At 54.7% G+C, this 18,163-nt stretch carries 16 protein-coding genes; all 16 read right to left on the reverse strand.

Features of this window, described 5'->3' with window-relative positions; translation table 11 throughout:
• Positions 1–74: 74 nt before the first annotated feature.
• Positions 75–1,241, reverse strand: coding sequence for a lipid-A-disaccharide synthase (gene lpxB / locus FHI25_RS11840; protein ID WP_210518004.1), 1,167 nt, complete (start codon positions 1,239–1,241; stop codon positions 75–77).
• Positions 1,231–2,094: a UDP-2,3-diacylglucosamine diphosphatase LpxI gene (lpxI, locus tag FHI25_RS11845; RefSeq protein ID WP_210518006.1), complete on the reverse strand. Its 864-nt coding sequence runs from the start codon at positions 2,092–2,094 to the stop codon at positions 1,231–1,233. The genes lpxB and lpxI overlap by 11 nt, the downstream gene beginning before the upstream one ends.
• Positions 2,075–2,878, reverse strand: a complete 804-nt coding sequence (lpxA, locus tag FHI25_RS11850) for an acyl-ACP--UDP-N-acetylglucosamine O-acyltransferase (protein ID WP_008891194.1) — start codon at positions 2,876–2,878, stop codon at positions 2,075–2,077. The genes lpxI and lpxA overlap by 20 nt, the downstream gene beginning before the upstream one ends.
• Before the next feature lie 2 nt (positions 2,879–2,880).
• Entirely contained in the window at positions 2,881–3,330 is a 450-nt protein-coding gene (gene fabZ, locus FHI25_RS11855) for a 3-hydroxyacyl-ACP dehydratase FabZ (RefSeq protein WP_008891195.1), read from the reverse strand.
• An 11-nt stretch (positions 3,331–3,341) separates the two neighbouring features.
• Complete coding sequence (gene lpxD / locus FHI25_RS11860; RefSeq protein WP_210518008.1) at positions 3,342–4,361, reverse strand: UDP-3-O-(3-hydroxymyristoyl)glucosamine N-acyltransferase; 1,020 nt, start codon at positions 4,359–4,361, stop codon at positions 3,342–3,344.
• Positions 4,361–4,939: an OmpH family outer membrane protein gene (locus FHI25_RS11865; protein WP_210518011.1), complete on the reverse strand. Its 579-nt coding sequence runs from the start codon at positions 4,937–4,939 to the stop codon at positions 4,361–4,363. The genes lpxD and FHI25_RS11865 overlap by 1 nt, the downstream gene beginning before the upstream one ends.
• Positions 4,939–7,233 (reverse strand): outer membrane protein assembly factor BamA, encoded by a 2,295-nt coding sequence (gene bamA / locus FHI25_RS11870; RefSeq protein WP_349238013.1) that lies wholly within the window; start codon positions 7,231–7,233, stop codon positions 4,939–4,941. The genes FHI25_RS11865 and bamA overlap by 1 nt, the downstream gene beginning before the upstream one ends.
• Positions 7,234–7,259: 26 nt before the next feature.
• Positions 7,260–8,363, reverse strand: coding sequence for an RIP metalloprotease RseP (rseP, locus tag FHI25_RS11875; RefSeq protein WP_210518016.1), 1,104 nt, complete (start codon positions 8,361–8,363; stop codon positions 7,260–7,262).
• A 38-nt stretch (positions 8,364–8,401) separates the two neighbouring features.
• Complete coding sequence (locus FHI25_RS11880) at positions 8,402–9,565, reverse strand: 1-deoxy-D-xylulose-5-phosphate reductoisomerase (protein WP_210518018.1); 1,164 nt, start codon at positions 9,563–9,565, stop codon at positions 8,402–8,404.
• A gap of 39 nt (positions 9,566–9,604) precedes the next feature.
• A complete protein-coding gene (locus tag FHI25_RS11885; RefSeq protein WP_246879046.1) occupies positions 9,605–10,375 on the reverse strand; it encodes a phosphatidate cytidylyltransferase in 771 nt (256 codons plus the stop codon).
• Between the two features lie 34 nt (positions 10,376–10,409).
• The gene (locus FHI25_RS11890) at positions 10,410–11,150 is read right to left on the reverse strand and encodes an isoprenyl transferase (RefSeq protein ID WP_210518022.1); all 741 of its coding nucleotides are present in this window, start codon (positions 11,148–11,150) and stop codon (positions 10,410–10,412) included.
• Positions 11,151–11,152: 2 nt separating this feature from the next.
• Positions 11,153–11,674: a ribosome recycling factor gene (gene frr, locus FHI25_RS11895; protein ID WP_215907637.1), complete on the reverse strand. Its 522-nt coding sequence runs from the start codon at positions 11,672–11,674 to the stop codon at positions 11,153–11,155.
• A 44-nt stretch (positions 11,675–11,718) separates the two neighbouring features.
• Positions 11,719–12,450 (reverse strand): UMP kinase, encoded by a 732-nt coding sequence (pyrH, locus tag FHI25_RS11900; RefSeq protein WP_040824079.1) that lies wholly within the window; start codon positions 12,448–12,450, stop codon positions 11,719–11,721.
• A gap of 166 nt (positions 12,451–12,616) precedes the next feature.
• Positions 12,617–13,540, reverse strand: a complete 924-nt coding sequence (tsf, locus tag FHI25_RS11905; protein ID WP_008891205.1) for a translation elongation factor Ts — start codon at positions 13,538–13,540, stop codon at positions 12,617–12,619.
• Between the two features lie 87 nt (positions 13,541–13,627).
• Entirely contained in the window at positions 13,628–14,407 is a 780-nt protein-coding gene (gene rpsB / locus FHI25_RS11910) for a 30S ribosomal protein S2 (RefSeq protein ID WP_008891206.1), read from the reverse strand.
• 230 nt (positions 14,408–14,637) lie between these two features.
• On the reverse strand, positions 14,638–18,123 hold the full coding sequence (gene dnaE, locus FHI25_RS11915; protein WP_210518025.1) for a DNA polymerase III subunit alpha: 3,486 nt from the start codon (positions 18,121–18,123) through the stop codon (positions 14,638–14,640).
• Between the last annotated feature and the right edge of the window lie 40 nt (positions 18,124–18,163).

The following is an 18,163-nucleotide window of genomic DNA, read 5'->3' on the forward strand; positions in this document are numbered from 1 at the left end:
ACACTGTCTCCGTTTTCAATTAATCAATGCGAAGAAACTAGTTGCAATGCGGATTTGATGCCACCCGTAACGGATTATTTTTTGGCGATGATTTTCAAAATCTGCTCGGCAGCCTTTTCGCTGGGCGGCCTGTCACCAAATCCCAGCAAGGTGCAGGCTTTATCAAAACCGTCGATCTGTGCTGCCCGTTCCGGGCTATCGGCCATCAGGGTTTCAAGAACCGGAATGATCTTTTTGGCCTTGCATTTGTCCTGCAGGAATTCGGGGATCAGTTTTTTACCAAGGACCAGATTAACAATGGTGACGGTATCAATCTTGATCAGGCGTTTGGCAATCCAGCCCGTCACTGCATTGACCTGATAGGCAATGACATGCGGCACACCGGCAATTGCGAGCTCCAGCGAGACGGTGCCTGATGCCGCAAGCGCACAGTCGGCGGCCGCGAACGCATCATGGCGTTCTTGATCGGTTGCGACAATAATCGGATCGAGTGGCCAGGATTTCATTTCTTCGGTGACGGTATCCACCACCTTGCTGACCGTTGGCACGACGATGCGCGCGTCGGGGTATTTCGTGGCAACATCATCAATGACCTTGCGAAATACCGGCAGGAGGCGTTTGACTTCGGAATTACGGCTTCCGGGCAGAACCGCCAGAAGCTTTTGGTTCGCTTTCAGGCCATGTTGAGCGCGGAACCGCTCACGATCCCCGTCATGGCGTTCTTCGACGGCTGAGTGGCCGATAAAGGTGGTTGGCAGGCCTTCTTTTTCGAAATAGGGCGGTTCAAACGGCAAAAGAGCCAGAAGATGATCGAGGAAACCCGCAATCTTCTTTGCCCGGCCTGCGCGCCATGCCCAGACCGAGGGGGCGACATAGTGCACCAGCGGGATGCCCTTGCCTTTCAGCTTCTTGCCGACCCGAAAGCTGAAATCCGGGGCATCAATGGTAATCACCACATCGGGTCTCTCGGATTTGGCGAAGTCCGCGGTTTGGGAAATGCGTTTGAGCAAGTGTGGAATATGCGGCACGACCTCTGTCAGGCCCATGACCGACATTTCGTTCATCGGAAACAGGCTTTTGAGGCCTTCACGTTCCATGCGTGGGCCGCCGACACCGATAAAGCGAATATGATCCTGTTTGGCCTTAAGGGCCGCCATCAGGCGCCCACCCAGTTGATCCCCGGATGCCTCGCCAGCCACAAGCATGATTTTCGGGCCAAGCGGCGTGATTTCATCCGCCATTTTGGCGTTCCTCGTCCGGGAGGGCCAGACCAACGACAAACAGCCCCAGCGCATCAGCACGGGCAATGACGGCGGCACGATCAATGATCATGGTGCCACCGGCAAGCAATGCAATGCCACGCAGGCCAGCTTTATGGGCCTCTTCGACGGTTTTCATGCCGATGGCCGGCAGATCAAGGCGTTTGTCCTGTTGCGGCTTGGCGGACTTTACCAGTACCCCCCCAACACCATCACGCCGGTATTTGGCCGAGCGGCGCACCATTTCATCGGTGCCTTCGATGGCTTCAAGGGCCAGAACCAGCCCCTGTTGCACGACACATCCCTGCCCGACATCAGCCTGCCCCAGTGTTCGGGCGACTGACAGGCCATGGCCGGCATCGGTCATTGCCTGTTCATCGGGATTGACAGCCCCAAGAACGCCTTCCTCAACCGCAAGATCGCCGAGAATTTCATGGGCGCCCAAAAGTCGGAAGCCTTCGCGTTCGAGTTCCTTGCCAACAAGGCGGAGCAATCCGTCATCGCCAAGCGCCTTGGTGCCGACTTTCATCAGGAGTTTGGCTGCCCGCCAATCCGGGCGGATCGAGGAAAAGGTTGGACGCGCCACTCTGCCTGCCAGAACCACGTCATGGCAGTTTTCCTTGCGCATGGCATCAAGGATTTTCGATGCTGCACCAAGGCGGGCCGTTACATTCGGATATTGGTCAAGGTCGGTATCATCGGCATAGCCATCAAGCTTGACGATGCAGACATCGCGGCCCATTGAAATGGCAGCGGACGCCAGACGGGCGGGAAGCGCCCCGCCCCCGGCGATAATCCCCAATTTCGGCTGCGGATTATCCTGCGGAGCTGTCATATTTTGGCGTGCATACGGAACGCATGCTTTCCGCTTTGAGGAAATTGATGATTTCCATCACCGGGCCGACGCCCTCAAAATCCTTGGCGACTTCTTCGACACGTTCGGCCAGGGTGCCTTCCTGTGCAAACAGAAGGCGATAGGCCTTGCGCAGCGAATGGATGGTTTCACGGTCAAAACCGCGGCGTTTCAGGCCGATGATATTCAGGCCTGAAAGATAGGCACGGTTGCCGATGACAGAACCATAAGGGATGACGTCGCTTTCAACCCCGGTCATGCCGCCAATCATGGCGTGCTTGCCGATACGAACAAACTGGTGAACAGCCGAGAGACCGCCAACGATTGCGAAGTCTTCGACCACCACGTGGCCCGCAAGCGTGCCGTTATTGACCAGAATGCAGTGGTTTCCGACATGGCAATCATGCCCGACATGGGCCCCGGTCATCAGAAGGCAATCGTCACCAATGGTGGTTTCCATACCGCCACCTTCGGTGCCCGGGTTAAGGGTTGCGCCCTCGCGGATTTTGGTGCGTTTGCCAACGATAAGGCGGCTGTTTTCGCCCTTGAATTTCAGGTCCTGCGGGGCATGACCAACAGAGGCAAACGGATAAACTTCGCACTGATCGCCAAGGGTGGTGTGACCTGCGACCGCAACGTGGCTGTGCAGTTTGACACCATCCCCCAAGACAACATTCGGACCGACCACGCTATAGGGTCCGATTTCGACATCCTGACCAATCTGCGCGCCATCTTCGACAACGGCGGTTGGATGTACTTTTGACATTATCAGTTATCCCGGATCATCGCGGCGATGGTTGCCTCGGCAACGACTTGGCCGTCGACCTTGACCTGGCTTTCGAACTTCCAGACCGGGCCGCGGCTTTGTTTTTTGGTCACATGGATGTGCATGACGTCACCCGGGGTTACCGGCTTGCGGAAACGGGCGTTATCGATGCTCATGAAATAAACCAGCTTGCCTTCGGCATCCGCGCCAAGGGTCTGAACGACCAGGATGGCTGCGGTCTGCGCCATGCTTTCGATGATCAGGACGCCAGGCATGATCGGCTGCTGCGGGAAATGGCCGGTAAATTGCGGCTCGTTCATCGTCACGTTCTTGATGCCGGTGGCACGGACATCGGTTTCGATGTCGATGACCTTGTCGATCAGAAGGAACGGATAGCGATGCGGAATCATTTCCAGAATGCGCTGGATATCGACACTTACCAGTTCGGTCATGTGTGTAGCCCTTATTTCTTTTTTCGTATCAGACGCGACAAGGCGACCGTCTGTTTATGATATTCCATGACCGGAACGGCGGGACTTCCGCCCACAGTTTCCCCCGGCCCCACATTTTTCATGACACCCGACTGGGCTGCGACTTTCGCGCCATCGCCGATTTCGAGGTGTCCTGTAATGCCTGCCTGACCGGCAAGCACGACAAAATTGCCAATCTTGGTCGAGCCCGAGATCCCGACTTGCGAGACAACAACACAGCCCATGCCAAGTTCAACGTTATGGCCGATTTGCACCAGATTGTCGATACGACAGCCATTGCCGATAACAGTATCTGGCCCTGCCCCGCGATCAATCGTGCTGTTTGAGCCGACTTCAACATCGTTGCCAATGACGACCCGGCCCAATTGCGGGACCTTGGCGTGCCCTTGCGGCCCCATGGCAAAGCCAAAGCCGTCCTGCCCGATGCGGGCACCGGGATAGATCAGGCACAGATTGCCAATCAGGCTGTGGCTGATGGAGGCATTCGCACCCACCTTGCAACCCGCACCGATGACAACCCCGTCACCAATGACAGCATTGGATGCGATGATGGTGCCATCGCCAATTTCGCAGTTGGCCCCGATGACCGCACCTGCATCGACCTGAACACCTTTGCCAAGCTTGGCAGACGGATCAATGACCGCACGATCCGAAATCACGCCATTGCCGGTTTCGAACGGATAGAACGCGGTTGCAGCCTTCGCGTAGGCGCGATACGGGTCCTTGGTCGTAAACAAGACCATGCCTTGGGGTGCGCGCTCGACAAATTCCGGTCGCACGAAGCAGGCCCCGGCCTTGCTGTTGACAAACGCATCAAGGTATTTGCGATTGTCAAAGAAGCTCAGGATATCGCCATCTGCGTTTTGCAGTGGCGAGACGTCCTGAAAGACCCGTGTTTCGTCGGGCGCATTGACCGGTGTTGTTTCCGTCAGTGCAGCCATTTCAGCAACACTGAAAGGTCCCTTGCGGCTAAAAAAACGGGCATCCGCCATCAGGAGCCTTCCTTGAATTCAACCGTGATGGTTGGAACCTCGGCATTTGCGCGATCGAAAACTTCCTTGGTCGCATCCATGGTGGTTGCAAACAGAACGGCTTGACCACGATGCAGGACAAGGTTTGCGCCACGTTCTTCGGCAATGCTTCCAATGATTTCATTCAGGGCTTGCGAGAATTTGGACTGGGCTTCAGCCAAGGCTTGATCAAGAACACGGCTGCGTGCCTGGGCAAATTTCTGGAAATCAGCAACTTTTTGCTGAAATTCCTTCTGCTTACCTTGGAACACGTCAGCAGCAAGCAGCGTGCGTTGCTGAGCGAGTTGTTTTTCTTCCTCGCGCAATCCCTGTTCGCGGGTTTCGATTTCCTGCTGATAAGCGACCTGACGCTCACGGATTTGTTTGCGGGCATCCTGCATCGCAGATGCCTCACGCATGATGCCTGCAAAATCGACAATCATGACGGAGGCAAAGTTATCCGGGTTCGGCTCTTGCGCATGCACAACATTGGCATGTGCAGCGAAACCGATAAGAGCGGAGAGAACCAGCAGATTACGGAGAGATTTGATCATTTTCATTAGAATCTCGTTCCGAAGTTAAGTCGGAACATTTCCTCTTTGTCGTGATCTTCTTTTGTGACGGCCTGAGAGATATCCACACCAATCGGGCCAAACGGCGATTCCCAACCTACGCCGAAACCAACAGAGCTTCTTAGAGAGCCCGTATCATATATTTCGCCGGGCCGAGCACCGTCCACTTCCTGCCCTGAGCCGAAGTCACTAAACACGCGACCGGTCAAAGCAAACTCAGACGGCAGCCCGAGCGGGAAGTCCAACTGAACGGTTCCAGTGTAGTACAGTTTGGAACCCAACGCATCCCCGGTCGCGATGTCACGCGGGCCGACACCGGCAGCTTCGAAACCACGCAGGTTTGAACCACCGACAGAAAAGCGTTGAGAAATACGGGTATCATCATCGAACCCGAAGATATAGCCTGTTGAGCCACGGGTCGAGAGAACCCATTCATGTTCGCGATCCAGCGGATAGTAATAGCCACCCTCAACACGTGACCGCAAATATTGCTCATCCCCGCCAAGACCGGCCACATCATTTGACAGGCGGGCAAAATAACCCTCTGTCGGCGAAATCGAGCTGTCACGTTCATCATAGGTCAAAGTATGACCAATGGCAGACTCAACAAACTCGGTCTCTTCAGCCAACAGAAGTCGTGAAGCACTATTACGATTAATGTTGGAATAGCTGTTTTGCTCCAAGGTATAACGGAACGAATGCGAGAGCTCCTCACTATAACGGAAGCCGGCACGGAGACGCCCACCTGTCTGCTCTTCGTCATACGAGCTTTCGTCCTGATTATCCTCTTCACGGCGGTAGACATCAAACCCTGCAGCAATTTCTCGATCCAGGAAATACGGCTCGGTGAAGGACAGATCGATTTGCTGATCACTCGAACCAAGCGTGAAGTTCAGGCGCAAATCCTGGCCTTTGCCAAGCAAGTTGCGTTCTCGAATGCCGAGCTGACCAAACGCGCCGTTATCCGTTCCGTAGCCCGCACCGATCGAAAACTCACCGGTGGATTTTTCTTCGACATCTACCTCGATCACGGTCTGATCTGGAGACGCCCCCGGCAGGGTTTTGACGTCAACCGATTTGAAGAAGTTTAGGTTTTCGATGCGTTGTTTGGAGCGCTGCATCTTGGAGCTGCTGAACGCATCGCCTTCGACCAGGCGGAATTCGCGACGGATGACTTCATCCAAGGTGCGGACGTTGCCGACAACGTTGATACGTTCGACATAGACCTTTGGTCCTTCGGAGATATTGAATGTGATGTCAATGGTGCCGGTTTCGCGATTGCGCTGAACATTCGGGCGGATGTCAATGAAGGCATAGCCCTGGTCCCCGACACTGTCGGTCAAAGCATCAACCGCATCGTCCACGAGGTTGGCGTTATACCATTCGCCGCTTTCAATCTCGATCAGTGGCATCAGGGTTTCCGGATCGATCTTGTCGATCTGTGAGGCGACATTGATCTCGCCAAACTGATAGCGCTGCCCCTCGCTCACCGTGTAGGTGACAAAGAAGTCCGAGCGATCAGGCGTCAGCTCGGCAACCGATGAGAGAACCTGAAAATCGGCATAGCCGGCAGAGAGGTAGAAGCGGCGCAGAAGCTCTCGGTCAAAGGTCACACGGTCGGGATCGTAGTTATCGTCGGCCGTCAGGATTTTCCACCAGGCACTCTCGGTCGTGCGGATGACATCAGAGAGTTCACCGTCGTCAAAGGCCTTGTTGCCAACAAAGTTGATTTTGCGGATACCGGTGGCATCCCCCTCATCAATCTCGAACGCCAAGTCAACACGGTTCTGGTCAAGCTGGATGACCTTCGGCTCAACCGTTGCGGCGAAACGTCCACTACGACGATAGAGTTCGAGGATACGCTGGACGTCGGCCTGCACCTTGGTGCGGGTGTAAACAACGCGCGGGCGCAACTGCAATTCAGCACTCAGGGTATCGTCTTTAAGGCGCTGGTTTCCTTCAAACGCGATGCGGTTGATGATCGGGTTTTCAACGACGTTTACCCGCAAAATTCCCTGATTGAACGAGAAGGATACGTCGGCAAACAGGCCAGTCGAGAAAAGCGCCTTGAGTGAACTGTTGATTTTCTGGATGTCGTAGGAATCGCCAGGTGCAACGGTGAGGTATGCATTCACCGTTGCCGTTTCGATACGATTATTGCCTTCGACTTCAATATCGCGAATCAGACCCGATTGGGCATGCACGGCCACAGGAACAATCAATGGCGCCGTTCCGCCAAGCAAGGCCGTAATGACAACGGCCGCTTTTACCTTACGCAGCAAGTTAACCCCCCTGTTGCTGTCATGCATTAGCCAGCAAGTCCTTTGAGGAAACTAAAGACACCCAATTGCGTCAAATCGTTCCACGTTGCGAAAATTATTAAGCTGAATACCAAACCCGCGCCGATACGGAAACCATATTCTTGTGCTTTTGCCCCCAATGGCTTACCGCGAATTGCCTCAATCGCGTAGAACACAAGATGACCACCATCCAAGACCGGAACAGGCATCAGGTTGATCAACCCAAGGCTGATGGAAAGATAGCCCATAAAGAACAGAAGCGGTGCGATGCCCCCTTCGGCCACCTGCCCTGACATTTGCGCGATCCGGATCGGCCCGCCCAGTTCAGAGCTATCACGATCACCACTGATCATTTCGCCGAGTGCCGAGAAGGTCTGCGTGGTCAATGAATAGGTCGTCTCAAACGCGCGACCGACCGATTCCACAACCCCGGTGCGGCTCGTCTCAAAGTCACCAGCGGTGATGCCAAGGCGTCCGACGGTCGCGGTCATAGCCCCCTCATCGACTTCGACGGCTTCGGGCGTTACGGCAAGATCAACGATTTCGCTGTCGCGTTGGACCGTGACGGAAATCGGTTGCCCGGGATTTGCACGCACAATGTCAGAAAGCTCAGAAAACCATTCAACCGGCTGACCATTGATCGCGGTGATGCGGTCATCAGCCATCAGGCCAGCAACAGATGCCGGGCTGTTTTCAAGAACCTCGCCAACAACCGGCAAGGCACGTTGTTGTCCGACAGCGGCAAACAGGAATGTAAAGACGATGATGGCAAAGATGAAGTTGGCCAAAGGTCCGGCAAAAACGATGGCCGCGCGTGCGGCGACCCCTTTGTGATGGAAGGCGTGTTTTGCTTCTTCGGCGTCAAGGTCATCGCGACCACCGGCACTGGCAGGGTTCATATCGCCAAACATTTTGACGTAACCGCCAAGCGGGATCAGGCTGACTTTCCAGCGGGTACCCTTTTTATCCTGCCAACCGAAAAGTTCGGGACCAAACCCGATTGAAAAGGCTTCGACCTTCACGCCGTTTTTGATTGCCACCCAGTAGTGACCATATTCGTGAACGAACACGAGTACCGAGAGCACAAAAAGAAAAGCAAGTAAGGTTTCCATCAAGAATTCCCTAAGCCGGTCAAACCGGCAGTTTCAATCTAAGAAGCCGACACAAGACACGCCGAAGTTTCCCGGCGCACCATTGCATCTGTTTCAAATACCTGTTCAAGGCTGGTCAGCGGTTCGCTTCCAAGCCTTGTCATGACCTTTTCGACAGTCGCGGCGATTTCAAGGAAGCCGATTCTGTCGTTAAGGAACGCTTCGACGGCGACTTCGTTGGCAGCGTTCAGAACAGTAGGCAGCGTGCCACCTTCCCGCAAGGCCTGTCGTGCCAGACGAAGAGCCGGGAAACGATTTGTATCCGGCGCCTCGAAGTTCAAACGCCCGATCGTGGCAAAATCAAGACGCGGTGCGTCCACTTTGATCCGATCCGGCCATGAAAGCGCATAAGCAATTGGCGTACGCATATCGGGAGACCCCAGTTGCGCGAGCACGGAACCATCAGGATATTCCACCATGCTGTGAACAACTGACTGGGGATGCACGACAATTTCAATCTGTTCCTCGGCCACCGGGAACAGGTGCCAAGCCTCTATCAGTTCAAGGCCTTTGTTCATCATGGTCGCAGAATCGATAGAAATCTTTGCGCCCATTTCCCAATTCGGGTGTGCCAAAGCCTGTACCCGGGTAACAGATTGCATGTCCTTTAACGACCATTCCCGGAACGGACCGCCCGACGCGGTTAAAAGGATACGGTCGATGCGCGTTTCTTCGCGATCCTCGAGAACCTGGAAAATCGCACTATGTTCGGAATCAACCGGGATCAGCGTCGCACCATGCCTGGAAATTTCCGCCGTCATCAAGGCGCCGGCACAGACCAGCGTTTCCTTATTGGCAAGTCCGATGCGCGCACCGCGGCGAATGGCCGCCAGCGTCGGTTTAAGGCCAGCTGCCCCAACGATTGCAGCAATCACTATGTCAGAGGGACGTTCAGCAGCCGCGATCAGCGCGTCTTCGCCGGCAGCGATTTCAATGCCCCTCCCCGCCAGAGCATCGCGAAGGTCAGCAAAACACGAAGGATCGCCGATCACGGCGCATTTGGCACCAAGTTCGATAGCGGCCTTGGCCAATGCATCGACATTGCGATGCGCCGTTACAGCTTCGACAACATATTTGTCAGTGTGGGACTTCAAAACATCAACTGTGCTGGCCCCGATGGAACCGGTAACACCAAAGACACTGACGGATTTCTTCAAAGTCATCAAACACCTGTAAAGACAGCAGCCCGAGGATCGGCCGCCTTAACGCAGAGAAAGCCCTGCGAAACAGATAATAGCAAAGGCCACAGGAAACACCGACAACATCCCGTCAGCACGATCAAGCAATCCGCCATGGCCGGGGATCAGATGACTGCTGTCCTTGACCTTGAAACGCCGTTTGAGCGCGGATTCACCAAGATCACCGATTTGGGCAATGATCGCTAAAACCATACTGACAGCGACAATCGCCCAATTGATCGCATCGGAACTGAAATAGGTGACCAATCCACCGATCAAACCAGCACAGACCATGCCACCAATCAACCCCGCCCATGTTTTCTTCGGGCTGAAGCGTGGTGCGAGTTTTGGTCCGCCGATGGTCTTGCCAAAGGCATAACCGCCTGTGTCGGTCGCCCAGACAAGGAAGAACAGCCACATAATGATCAGAAGACCGTCGCCATCCTGGGTGCGCAGCCAAAGCGCTGACAATGCAGCAACCGAGATGTACAAAACACCAAACCCGGCAAGCAACCAGTTTGCGCCCGAACGGGCCGCAGCAATAATCACACCGATGGCAATCGGCAAGACAATGTATTCTTCCTGACCAGCGACATACATTATCATCGCAACCGCAAGCGCAACGGCGGTAACAACCGATATGCCGTTATGGTGGTTCGGGGCGCACATCCGCGACCATTCCCACATCATGCCTGCAGAAAACACAAACAGTAATATGTCAAAATAGGGAGATCCGAACCAGACCGCCGCAACAGCCACAGGCGCCATAACCATCGCGGAAAGAACGCGTGGCATCAGGCCGGAATTGGTATCTTTTTGATCTTGTGTCTCAGATGACGGCACCAAAACGCCGCTCCCGCCCGGCAAAATTATCGATAGCTTTTTCAAGGTGGCTGCGATCAAAGTCCGGCCAAAGCACATCTTCAAAGATGAATTCAGTATAGGCCGACTGCCAGAGCAAGAAGTTGCTGATCCGCTGTTCGCCGCTGGTTCGGATCAGAAGATCCGGGTCCGGAATACCGGCTGTCGACAAGTTTTGTTCGATCAGGTCTTCGGTAATCTCGTCGGCGGACAGTTCGCCTGCGGCAACCTTGGCGGCAATATCGCGCACAGCCTGCGTGATTTCAGCACGCGCGCCGTAGCTCAGCGCAATCGTCAGGTTCAGGCGCGTATTATCGCGTGTTTGATCTTCGGCTTTGGCCAGAAGTTCACGGATATCATCAGCAAAACGCGAACGATCACCGATGATGCGAATTTTGATACCATTTTTGTGCAAAGTTGATAATTCGCGCTTCACAAACAGGCGCAGCAACCCCATCAGATCGCTGACTTCGCTTTCCGGACGCTTCCAGTTCTCGGTCGAGAAGCCATAAAGCGTCAGATACTCGATCCCGAGTTCGCCTGCGGCTTCGATGGTGCGACGGACGGCATCCACACCAGCGCGATGCCCCATCGTCCGCGGTCGGCCACGCCCGCGCGCCCAGCGCCCGTTGCCATCCATGATGATGGCAACATGACGCGGCACACAGGGCGCATCTGAAGGTTGAGTTTGCGAAGAAAGCACAGCCATAATCAGACTTGCATGATTTCCTGTTCTTTGTGGGCGAGTGCTTCGTCGATCTCGCCGATGACCTTGTCGGTCAGCTTCTGGACTTCTTTTTCTTCGTCGTGCATCTCGTCCTTGGAGATGTCACCGTCCTTTTCCCATTTTTTCAGCTGATCCATGCCATCGCGACGGACGTTACGAACCGAAATCTTGGCCTGCTCGGCATATTTGCCGGCAACCTTGGAAAGTTCGGTACGACGTTCTTCGTTAAGTGCCGGGATCGGAACGCGAACAAGCGTGCCATCAGCAGCCGGGTTCAGGCCAAGGCCCGAATCACGGATGGCTTTTTCGACGGCCTTGACCATCGACTTGTCCCAAACCTGAACCGAAAGCATACGGGATTCTGGAACACTGACCGATGCCACCTGATTAAGCGGGGTCGGAACGCCATAGGCTTCAACCATGACCGGTTCCAGAAGGCTCACACTGGCACGCCCGGTACGCAGACCGGTGAACTCCTTGTGCAATACTTCCACAGCCCCTTCCATACGGCGGGACAGGTCCTTTTTTAGGCCAGCAACGTCAGACACGTTCAGTCTCCATTCGAAATAATCGTAAACGTCCCCTTCGCAGAAACAACGTCTGCGAAGGCACCCGGATTATGCAAAGAAAATACAATAACCGGAATATCATTTTCGCGTGCCAAAGAAATAGCCGATGCGTCCATAACACGCAAATCTTTGGACAGAACTTCCATATAGGTCAGAGAGTCATAGCGTTCTGCCGTCGGGTCGGTTTTCGGATCCGCAGTGTAGACACCGTCAACCTGGGTGCCCTTGAGCAACGCATCACAGCCCATTTCAACCGCGCGCAATGCAGCAGCAGTATCGGTGGTGAAGAACGGGTTGCCAGTGCCCGCAGCAAAGATCACGACACGGCCCTTTTCCATGTGACGGACCGCGCGGCGGCGCACATAGGGCTCACAGACAGAAGACATCGGGATGGCGGATTGTACGCGGGTCTGAACGCCATGGCGTTCCAACGCGTTCTGAACAGCAAGGGCGTTCATGATGGTGGCCAGCATGCCCATATAGTCGGCGGTTGCGCGCTCCATGCCCTGGGAAGCACCTTTGACACCGCGGAAGATGTTCCCGCCGCCGATCACCATGCAGACTTCAGCACCCATGTCATGAACGGCTTTGATTTCGCTGGCAATCCGGTCAACAGTTTCTGGATCGATACCGTATTGCTGTTTACCCAAAAGCCCCTCGCCCGAGAGCTTCAAAAGGACGCGACGAAACTTCAATGGGCCGTTTTCTGCCATGTCGGATTGCCTCTTAAATGCCGATGTAACGCATTGCCCGAACGCGGGAAATGCAGAATTCAGATATAAAAAGACCGGCGAGTAACAGGGCGGATATGCGCTGCCGACCTCGCCGGTCTGGATCATACACGAAATGGTGGCAAACGCACCATTCCGAACAGATGTTTTATTTGTTCAGCTGCTCAGCAACTTCGGCAGCAAAGTCTTTTTCTTCGCGTTCGATGCCTTCACCGAGTTCGAAGCGCACAAAGCCCTTAAGGGTGATCGGCTTGCCAGCTTCTTTGGCAGCGTTCTCAATCACGGTTTTGACTTTGTTTTCACCGTCAATCACGAAGGTCTGTTCAACCAGAACAACCTGCTCGTAATATTTACGGATACGACCTTCGATCATCTTTTCGATGATTTCTGCCGGACGGCCGGATTCTTTGGCCTGTTCGGTCAGAACAGCTTTTTCACGCTCTACCAGTTCCGGATCAAGATCATCAACGGTTGCCGATGCCGGGTTGGTTGCAGCGATGTGCATCGCGATCTGTTTGCCAAGGCCTTCGAGAACGCCAGCGTCTGCTTCGGATTCAAGCGCAACCAGAACACCGATCTTACCCAGATCAGTGGCAACAGCGGAGTGAACGTAGGAAGCAACAACACCTTTGTCTACAGCCAGACCAGCCGAGCGACGCAGCGACATGTTTTCGCCGATGGTGGCGATCATGTGCGTGACCTGCTCTTCGACGTTACGCGAGGTACCCGGGTAAGCAGCAGCTTTGAGGGCATCGATATCGCCGTTAGCAGCAACCGCCTGATTTGCGATTTCGCCAACAAATTTCTGGAAGTCTTCGTTACGCGAAACGAAGTCGGTCTCGGAGTTCAGCTCGACAACTGCACCTTTGGTGCCGTCAACTGCAACAGCAACCAGACCTTCGGCAGCAACACGGCCAGCTTTCTTGGCAGCAGCAGCAAGACCTTTGGTGCGCAGCCAGTCAACAGCTGCTTCAAGGTTACCATCGGTTTCGGACAGCGCTTTTTTGCAATCCATCATGCCAGCGCCGGTGGTTTCGCGAAGCTCTTTAACGAGAGCAGCGGTAATAGCCATTTTTAAAGCCCCTAAGTACGCGATCAGGTTAACACCTAACAAAACGGCGGCATGCTAGCCGCCGTTTCATCAGGTACAAAATGAAACTTATGCGGAAGCTTCTTCTGCAGCTTCGGAAGCAGCAGCTGCCTCGGCCGGAACTTCTTCCGCTTCGCCAAGGTCTGCGCCAGAAGCAGTCATTTCTTCCTGGATGCCGTCCAGAACGGAACCAACGAACAGATCGCAATACAGCTGGATTGCGCGGATCGCGTCGTCGTTGCCCGGAACCGGGAACTGAACGTTTGCCGGATCAGAGTTGGAGTCGAGGATCGCAACAACCGGGATGTTCAGGTTTTTGGCATCCTGAATAGCAAGCGATTCTTTGTTGGTGTCAACCACGACGATAATGTCGGGAAGACCACCCATGTCCTTAATACCGCCGAGAGCGCGCTCAAGCTTGTCGCGCGAACGGGTCAGGTTCAGGATTTCTTTTTTGGTCAGACCTTCTGCACCAGCGTTCAGGATTTCGTCCTGTTCTTTGAGGCGCTTGATCGAGTTGGAAACGGTGTTCCAGTTGGTCAGCATGCCGCCGAGCCAGCGATGGTTCACATAGTACTGGCCGCAACGCTTTGCAGCGTCTGCGATGATCGGGGAAGCCTGACGCTTGGTACCGACGAAGAGAACACGACCACCCGAAGCGGTTACGTCACGAACAGCCTGCATCGCACGATGCAGCATCGGAACGGTTTCCTGCAGGTTCAGGATGTGAATGTCGTTGCGGGCACCAAAGATGTACGGTTTCATCTTCGGGTTCCAACGGCGGGTGTGGTGACCAAAGTGGACACCAGCTTCCATGAGCTGGCGCATGGTAAAGGTTGGCAAAGCCATGATAATTCCTACCTTTTTCCGGTTAATACCTCCGCGGAAGGGAATTCCATACACCATGTATGAAACACCGGATGGACGAGTTGCCATATGACGGCAGTCGCCGCTCTTCCGCGTGCGATGTTCGGGCGGGTTTTAATCCCCTCAGCGAGAGATTGCAACCCCTAAAATGCGCACAAATGTGCGGTTCTCAACAGTTCCGACGGACGATGCGCGCCAACCAGATGAAATCATCAGATTTCTTCGGCAAATTCCACACCTGGAATCGCGCCAATTGCGCCGATCAGGGATGGGCCGACCTTGTAGTTTTCTTCAAGCTCGATCTCGGCCATGCGACCATCATCGCAAACCGTTGACAGACTGACAAGACCACGCCCCCGGCCCGCCTGTTCAAGCAACTGGCGAATTTCCTCGACGGGATCAGGACGGTTCAGACGAATTCGAATGCCTTCGGCGGCACCGGCAACCGCCTGTTCAAGGTCTTCGACGCGCTGGCCCTGAATGCGCAATTGGCCTTCGCGCATTTCAGCAGAAACGTTAAGCAAGACCGGGCGTCCGGCATTGATGATTTCCTTATACGCCGCCCATGCCTCGGCCCAGAAGGCGACTTCGAAACTGCCGGTCGGGTCCGAGAACATGACAAAGGCGAATTTCGAGCCGTTCTTTTTCGAGATCATTTCACGTGCGTTGATCAGGGTTCCGGCCAGACGGATGGTGCCCTTGTTGGATGCACGCATGCGGGCCGGCAATTCCTTGATCGGGGCGATGCCTATGCGCTGGATGCTTTTGCCAAATGTATCAAGCGGATGGGCCGACAAATAGAACCCAATGGCCGAGAATTCCTCGGTCAGTTTTTCCATCGGGACCCAGTCGCGTTCATCAGGCAGACGGATCTGATCCTTGCCAAAGCCGCTGCTGTCGCCAAACATCGAAATCTGATCGTCATTGCGCGCATGCATTTCGCGCTGGGCAACGGCGATGACCTTATCGACATTTTCAAACATGACCTTGCGGTTGGACGCGAGGCAATCCAGAGCCCCTGCCCGTACAAGGTTTTCAAGCAGGCGTTTATTGACCGCGCGGCTGTCGATGCGCGATGCGAAATCGGTGATGTCCTTGAACGGTCCGTTGGCTTCGCGTTCGGCCACCAGGCTTTCCATCGCGGCATCGCCGACATTTCGAACCGCGGCCAGCGCATAACGGATCTTGCGCACACCATCGTGGTTTTCAACCGAAAACGCGACTTGGGAATTGTTCACACATGGCGGCAGGATTTCAATTTCAAGCCGTTCGACTTCCTGTTTGAAAATCGCCAGCTTTTCGGTGTTATGCATATCAAGCGTCATCAACGCGGCCATGAACTCGACCGGGTAGTTCGCCTTGAGATATGCCGTCTGATAGGCCACCAGCGCATAAGCCGCCGCGTGGGATTTGTTAAAGCCGTAAGATGCGAATTTGGCAACCTGATCAAAAATGTCAGATGCCTGCCCGCGATCAACGCCGTTCTTTTCCGCGCCATCGACAAACAGGCTGCGCTGTTTTTCCATTTCCTCGGCGATCTTCTTACCCATTGCACGGCGCAACAGGTCAGCACCACCAAGCGAGTAGCCCGCCATGATCTGGGCAAGTTCCATGACTTGCTCCTGATAGATCATGATGCCATAGGTTTCTTCGAGGATCGGCTGCAACATCGGGTGCATATAATCAGGTTCTTCCTGACCGTGCTTACGCGCGATGTAGTGCGGAATGTTGTCCATCGGGCCCGGACGATACAGCGCCACGACAGCGATAATATCTTCGAGCGTATCGGGCTTTAGCCCGCGCAAGACATCCTGCATGCCCTGGGATTCAAGCTGGAACACGCCGACGGTTTCGGCGGCTGACAGGAGCTTGAAGGCCGGGCGGTCATCAAGGGGAATTGCACTGATATCAAAGTCTTGCGGAACGTCTTTGCGAAGACGCATCAAATTGACGGCCTCGATAATCACCGTCAGGGTCTTAAGACCCAGGAAGTCAAACTTCACCAGACCGGCATTTTCAACATACTTCATGTTGAACTGGGTCACCGGCATGTCCGAGCGCGGATCGCGATAGATCGGGACCAGTTCATCAAGGTCACGGTCACCGATCACCACACCTGCCGCGTGAGTCGATGAGTTACGATAAAGGCCTTCAATCTGCATGGCGATCGACAGCAGGCGATCAATATCGGGATCTTCGCGCGCGATGCGGCGAAGGTCCGGTTCCATATCAATGGCTTCTTTCAGCGGGATCGGCTTGGCCGGATCGCCCGGGATCATTTTACAGATCTTGTCGACATAGCCATAGGGGATCGACAAAACGCGCCCGACGTCACGCACAGCGGCCTTTGCCTGCAACTTACCAAAGGTGATGATCTGTGCGACACGGTCATGGCCGTATTTTTTCTGAACGTATTCGATCACCTCGCCGCGCCGGTCCTGACAGAAGTCGACGTCAAAGTCAGGCATCGACACACGTTCCGGGTTCAGGAAGCGTTCGAACAGAAGCGAAAATCGCAGCGGATCTAGGTCCGTAATCAAAAGCGCATAAGCCACGAGCGACCCCGCACCCGAACCACGGCCCGGCCCGACCGGAATTTCATGATCCTTTGCCCACTGGATGAAGTCGGCAACGATCAGGAAGTAACCCGGGAAGCCCATCTGGTTTATGATGCCAAGCTCGTAATCAAGGCGTTCCCAGTAAGGCTTGGCGATTTCTTCCTTTTCCGCATCCGACATTTCATCGGTGAAGACGTATTTTTCGAGACGGCCTTTCAGGCCCTCTTCGGACATGTGTCGGAGTTCGTCGACTTCGGTGCGGCCTTCGCCGCAATCAAAGGGCGGCAAGATCGGGTCGATTTTTTCAACGTGCCAGGAGCAACGCTTGGCGATCAAAATCGTATTGTCGCAGGCCTCGGGAATGTCGGCGAACAGATCGCGCATTTCAGCCGCCGACTTGAAACGGTGATCGGGGGTCAGTTTCCAGCGGTCTTCCTGACCAACAACCGCCCCCTGCCCGACGCAGATAAAGACGTCATGGGCTTCGTACATATCGACCGTCGGGAAATAACAATTATTGGTCGCGACCAGCGGTACATCATGATCATAGGCCAGCTTGATCAGGCCGGGTTCGACCTGTTCTTCAAGCGGTTCGCCATGGCGCTGCAATTCGATGTAGAGGCGGTCACCAAAGATGTCATTGAGCTCGGATAAGCAGCTTTCGGCCTTTTCAACCTGTTCTTCGCCCAGCAAACGCGCAAGAGGCCCGGTCGGGCCACCGGTCAGGCAGATGATGTGGTCGGCATATTTGCGGATATGTTCGTAAAGGGCCTTTGGCTCGCTGCCGGCTTCGGACGTCATGTGGGCGCGCGAAACGATTTTCAGCAGGTTGAAATAGCCTTCCTTGTTCTGGGCAATCAGAACAAGGCGGTCCGGCATCGGTTCGCGAGCGATTTTGCCAACAGCGGGTTTGTCGCCGTAACGCTCCACGCCCATCTGCACGCCAAGGATCGGCTGAATGCCGGCACCGCTGAGCACACCGGCAAAATCAAGCGCGCCAAACATGTTGTCCGTATCGGTCATCGCAACGGCAGGTTGGCCGTCAGCAGCACAGAGTTTGGCAAGCTCCTTGGTCGTGATCGCACCTTCGGCCAGCGAATAGTTGGTGTGTACACGAAGATGGACGAAACCATTTTCCATCGGAGCCAGACCTCTGAAATATAAGAAAAATGCAGGAGTG

It is taken from the genome of Thalassospira sp. ER-Se-21-Dark (assembly GCF_017922435.1).
Lineage (GTDB): Bacteria > Pseudomonadota > Alphaproteobacteria > Rhodospirillales > Thalassospiraceae > Thalassospira.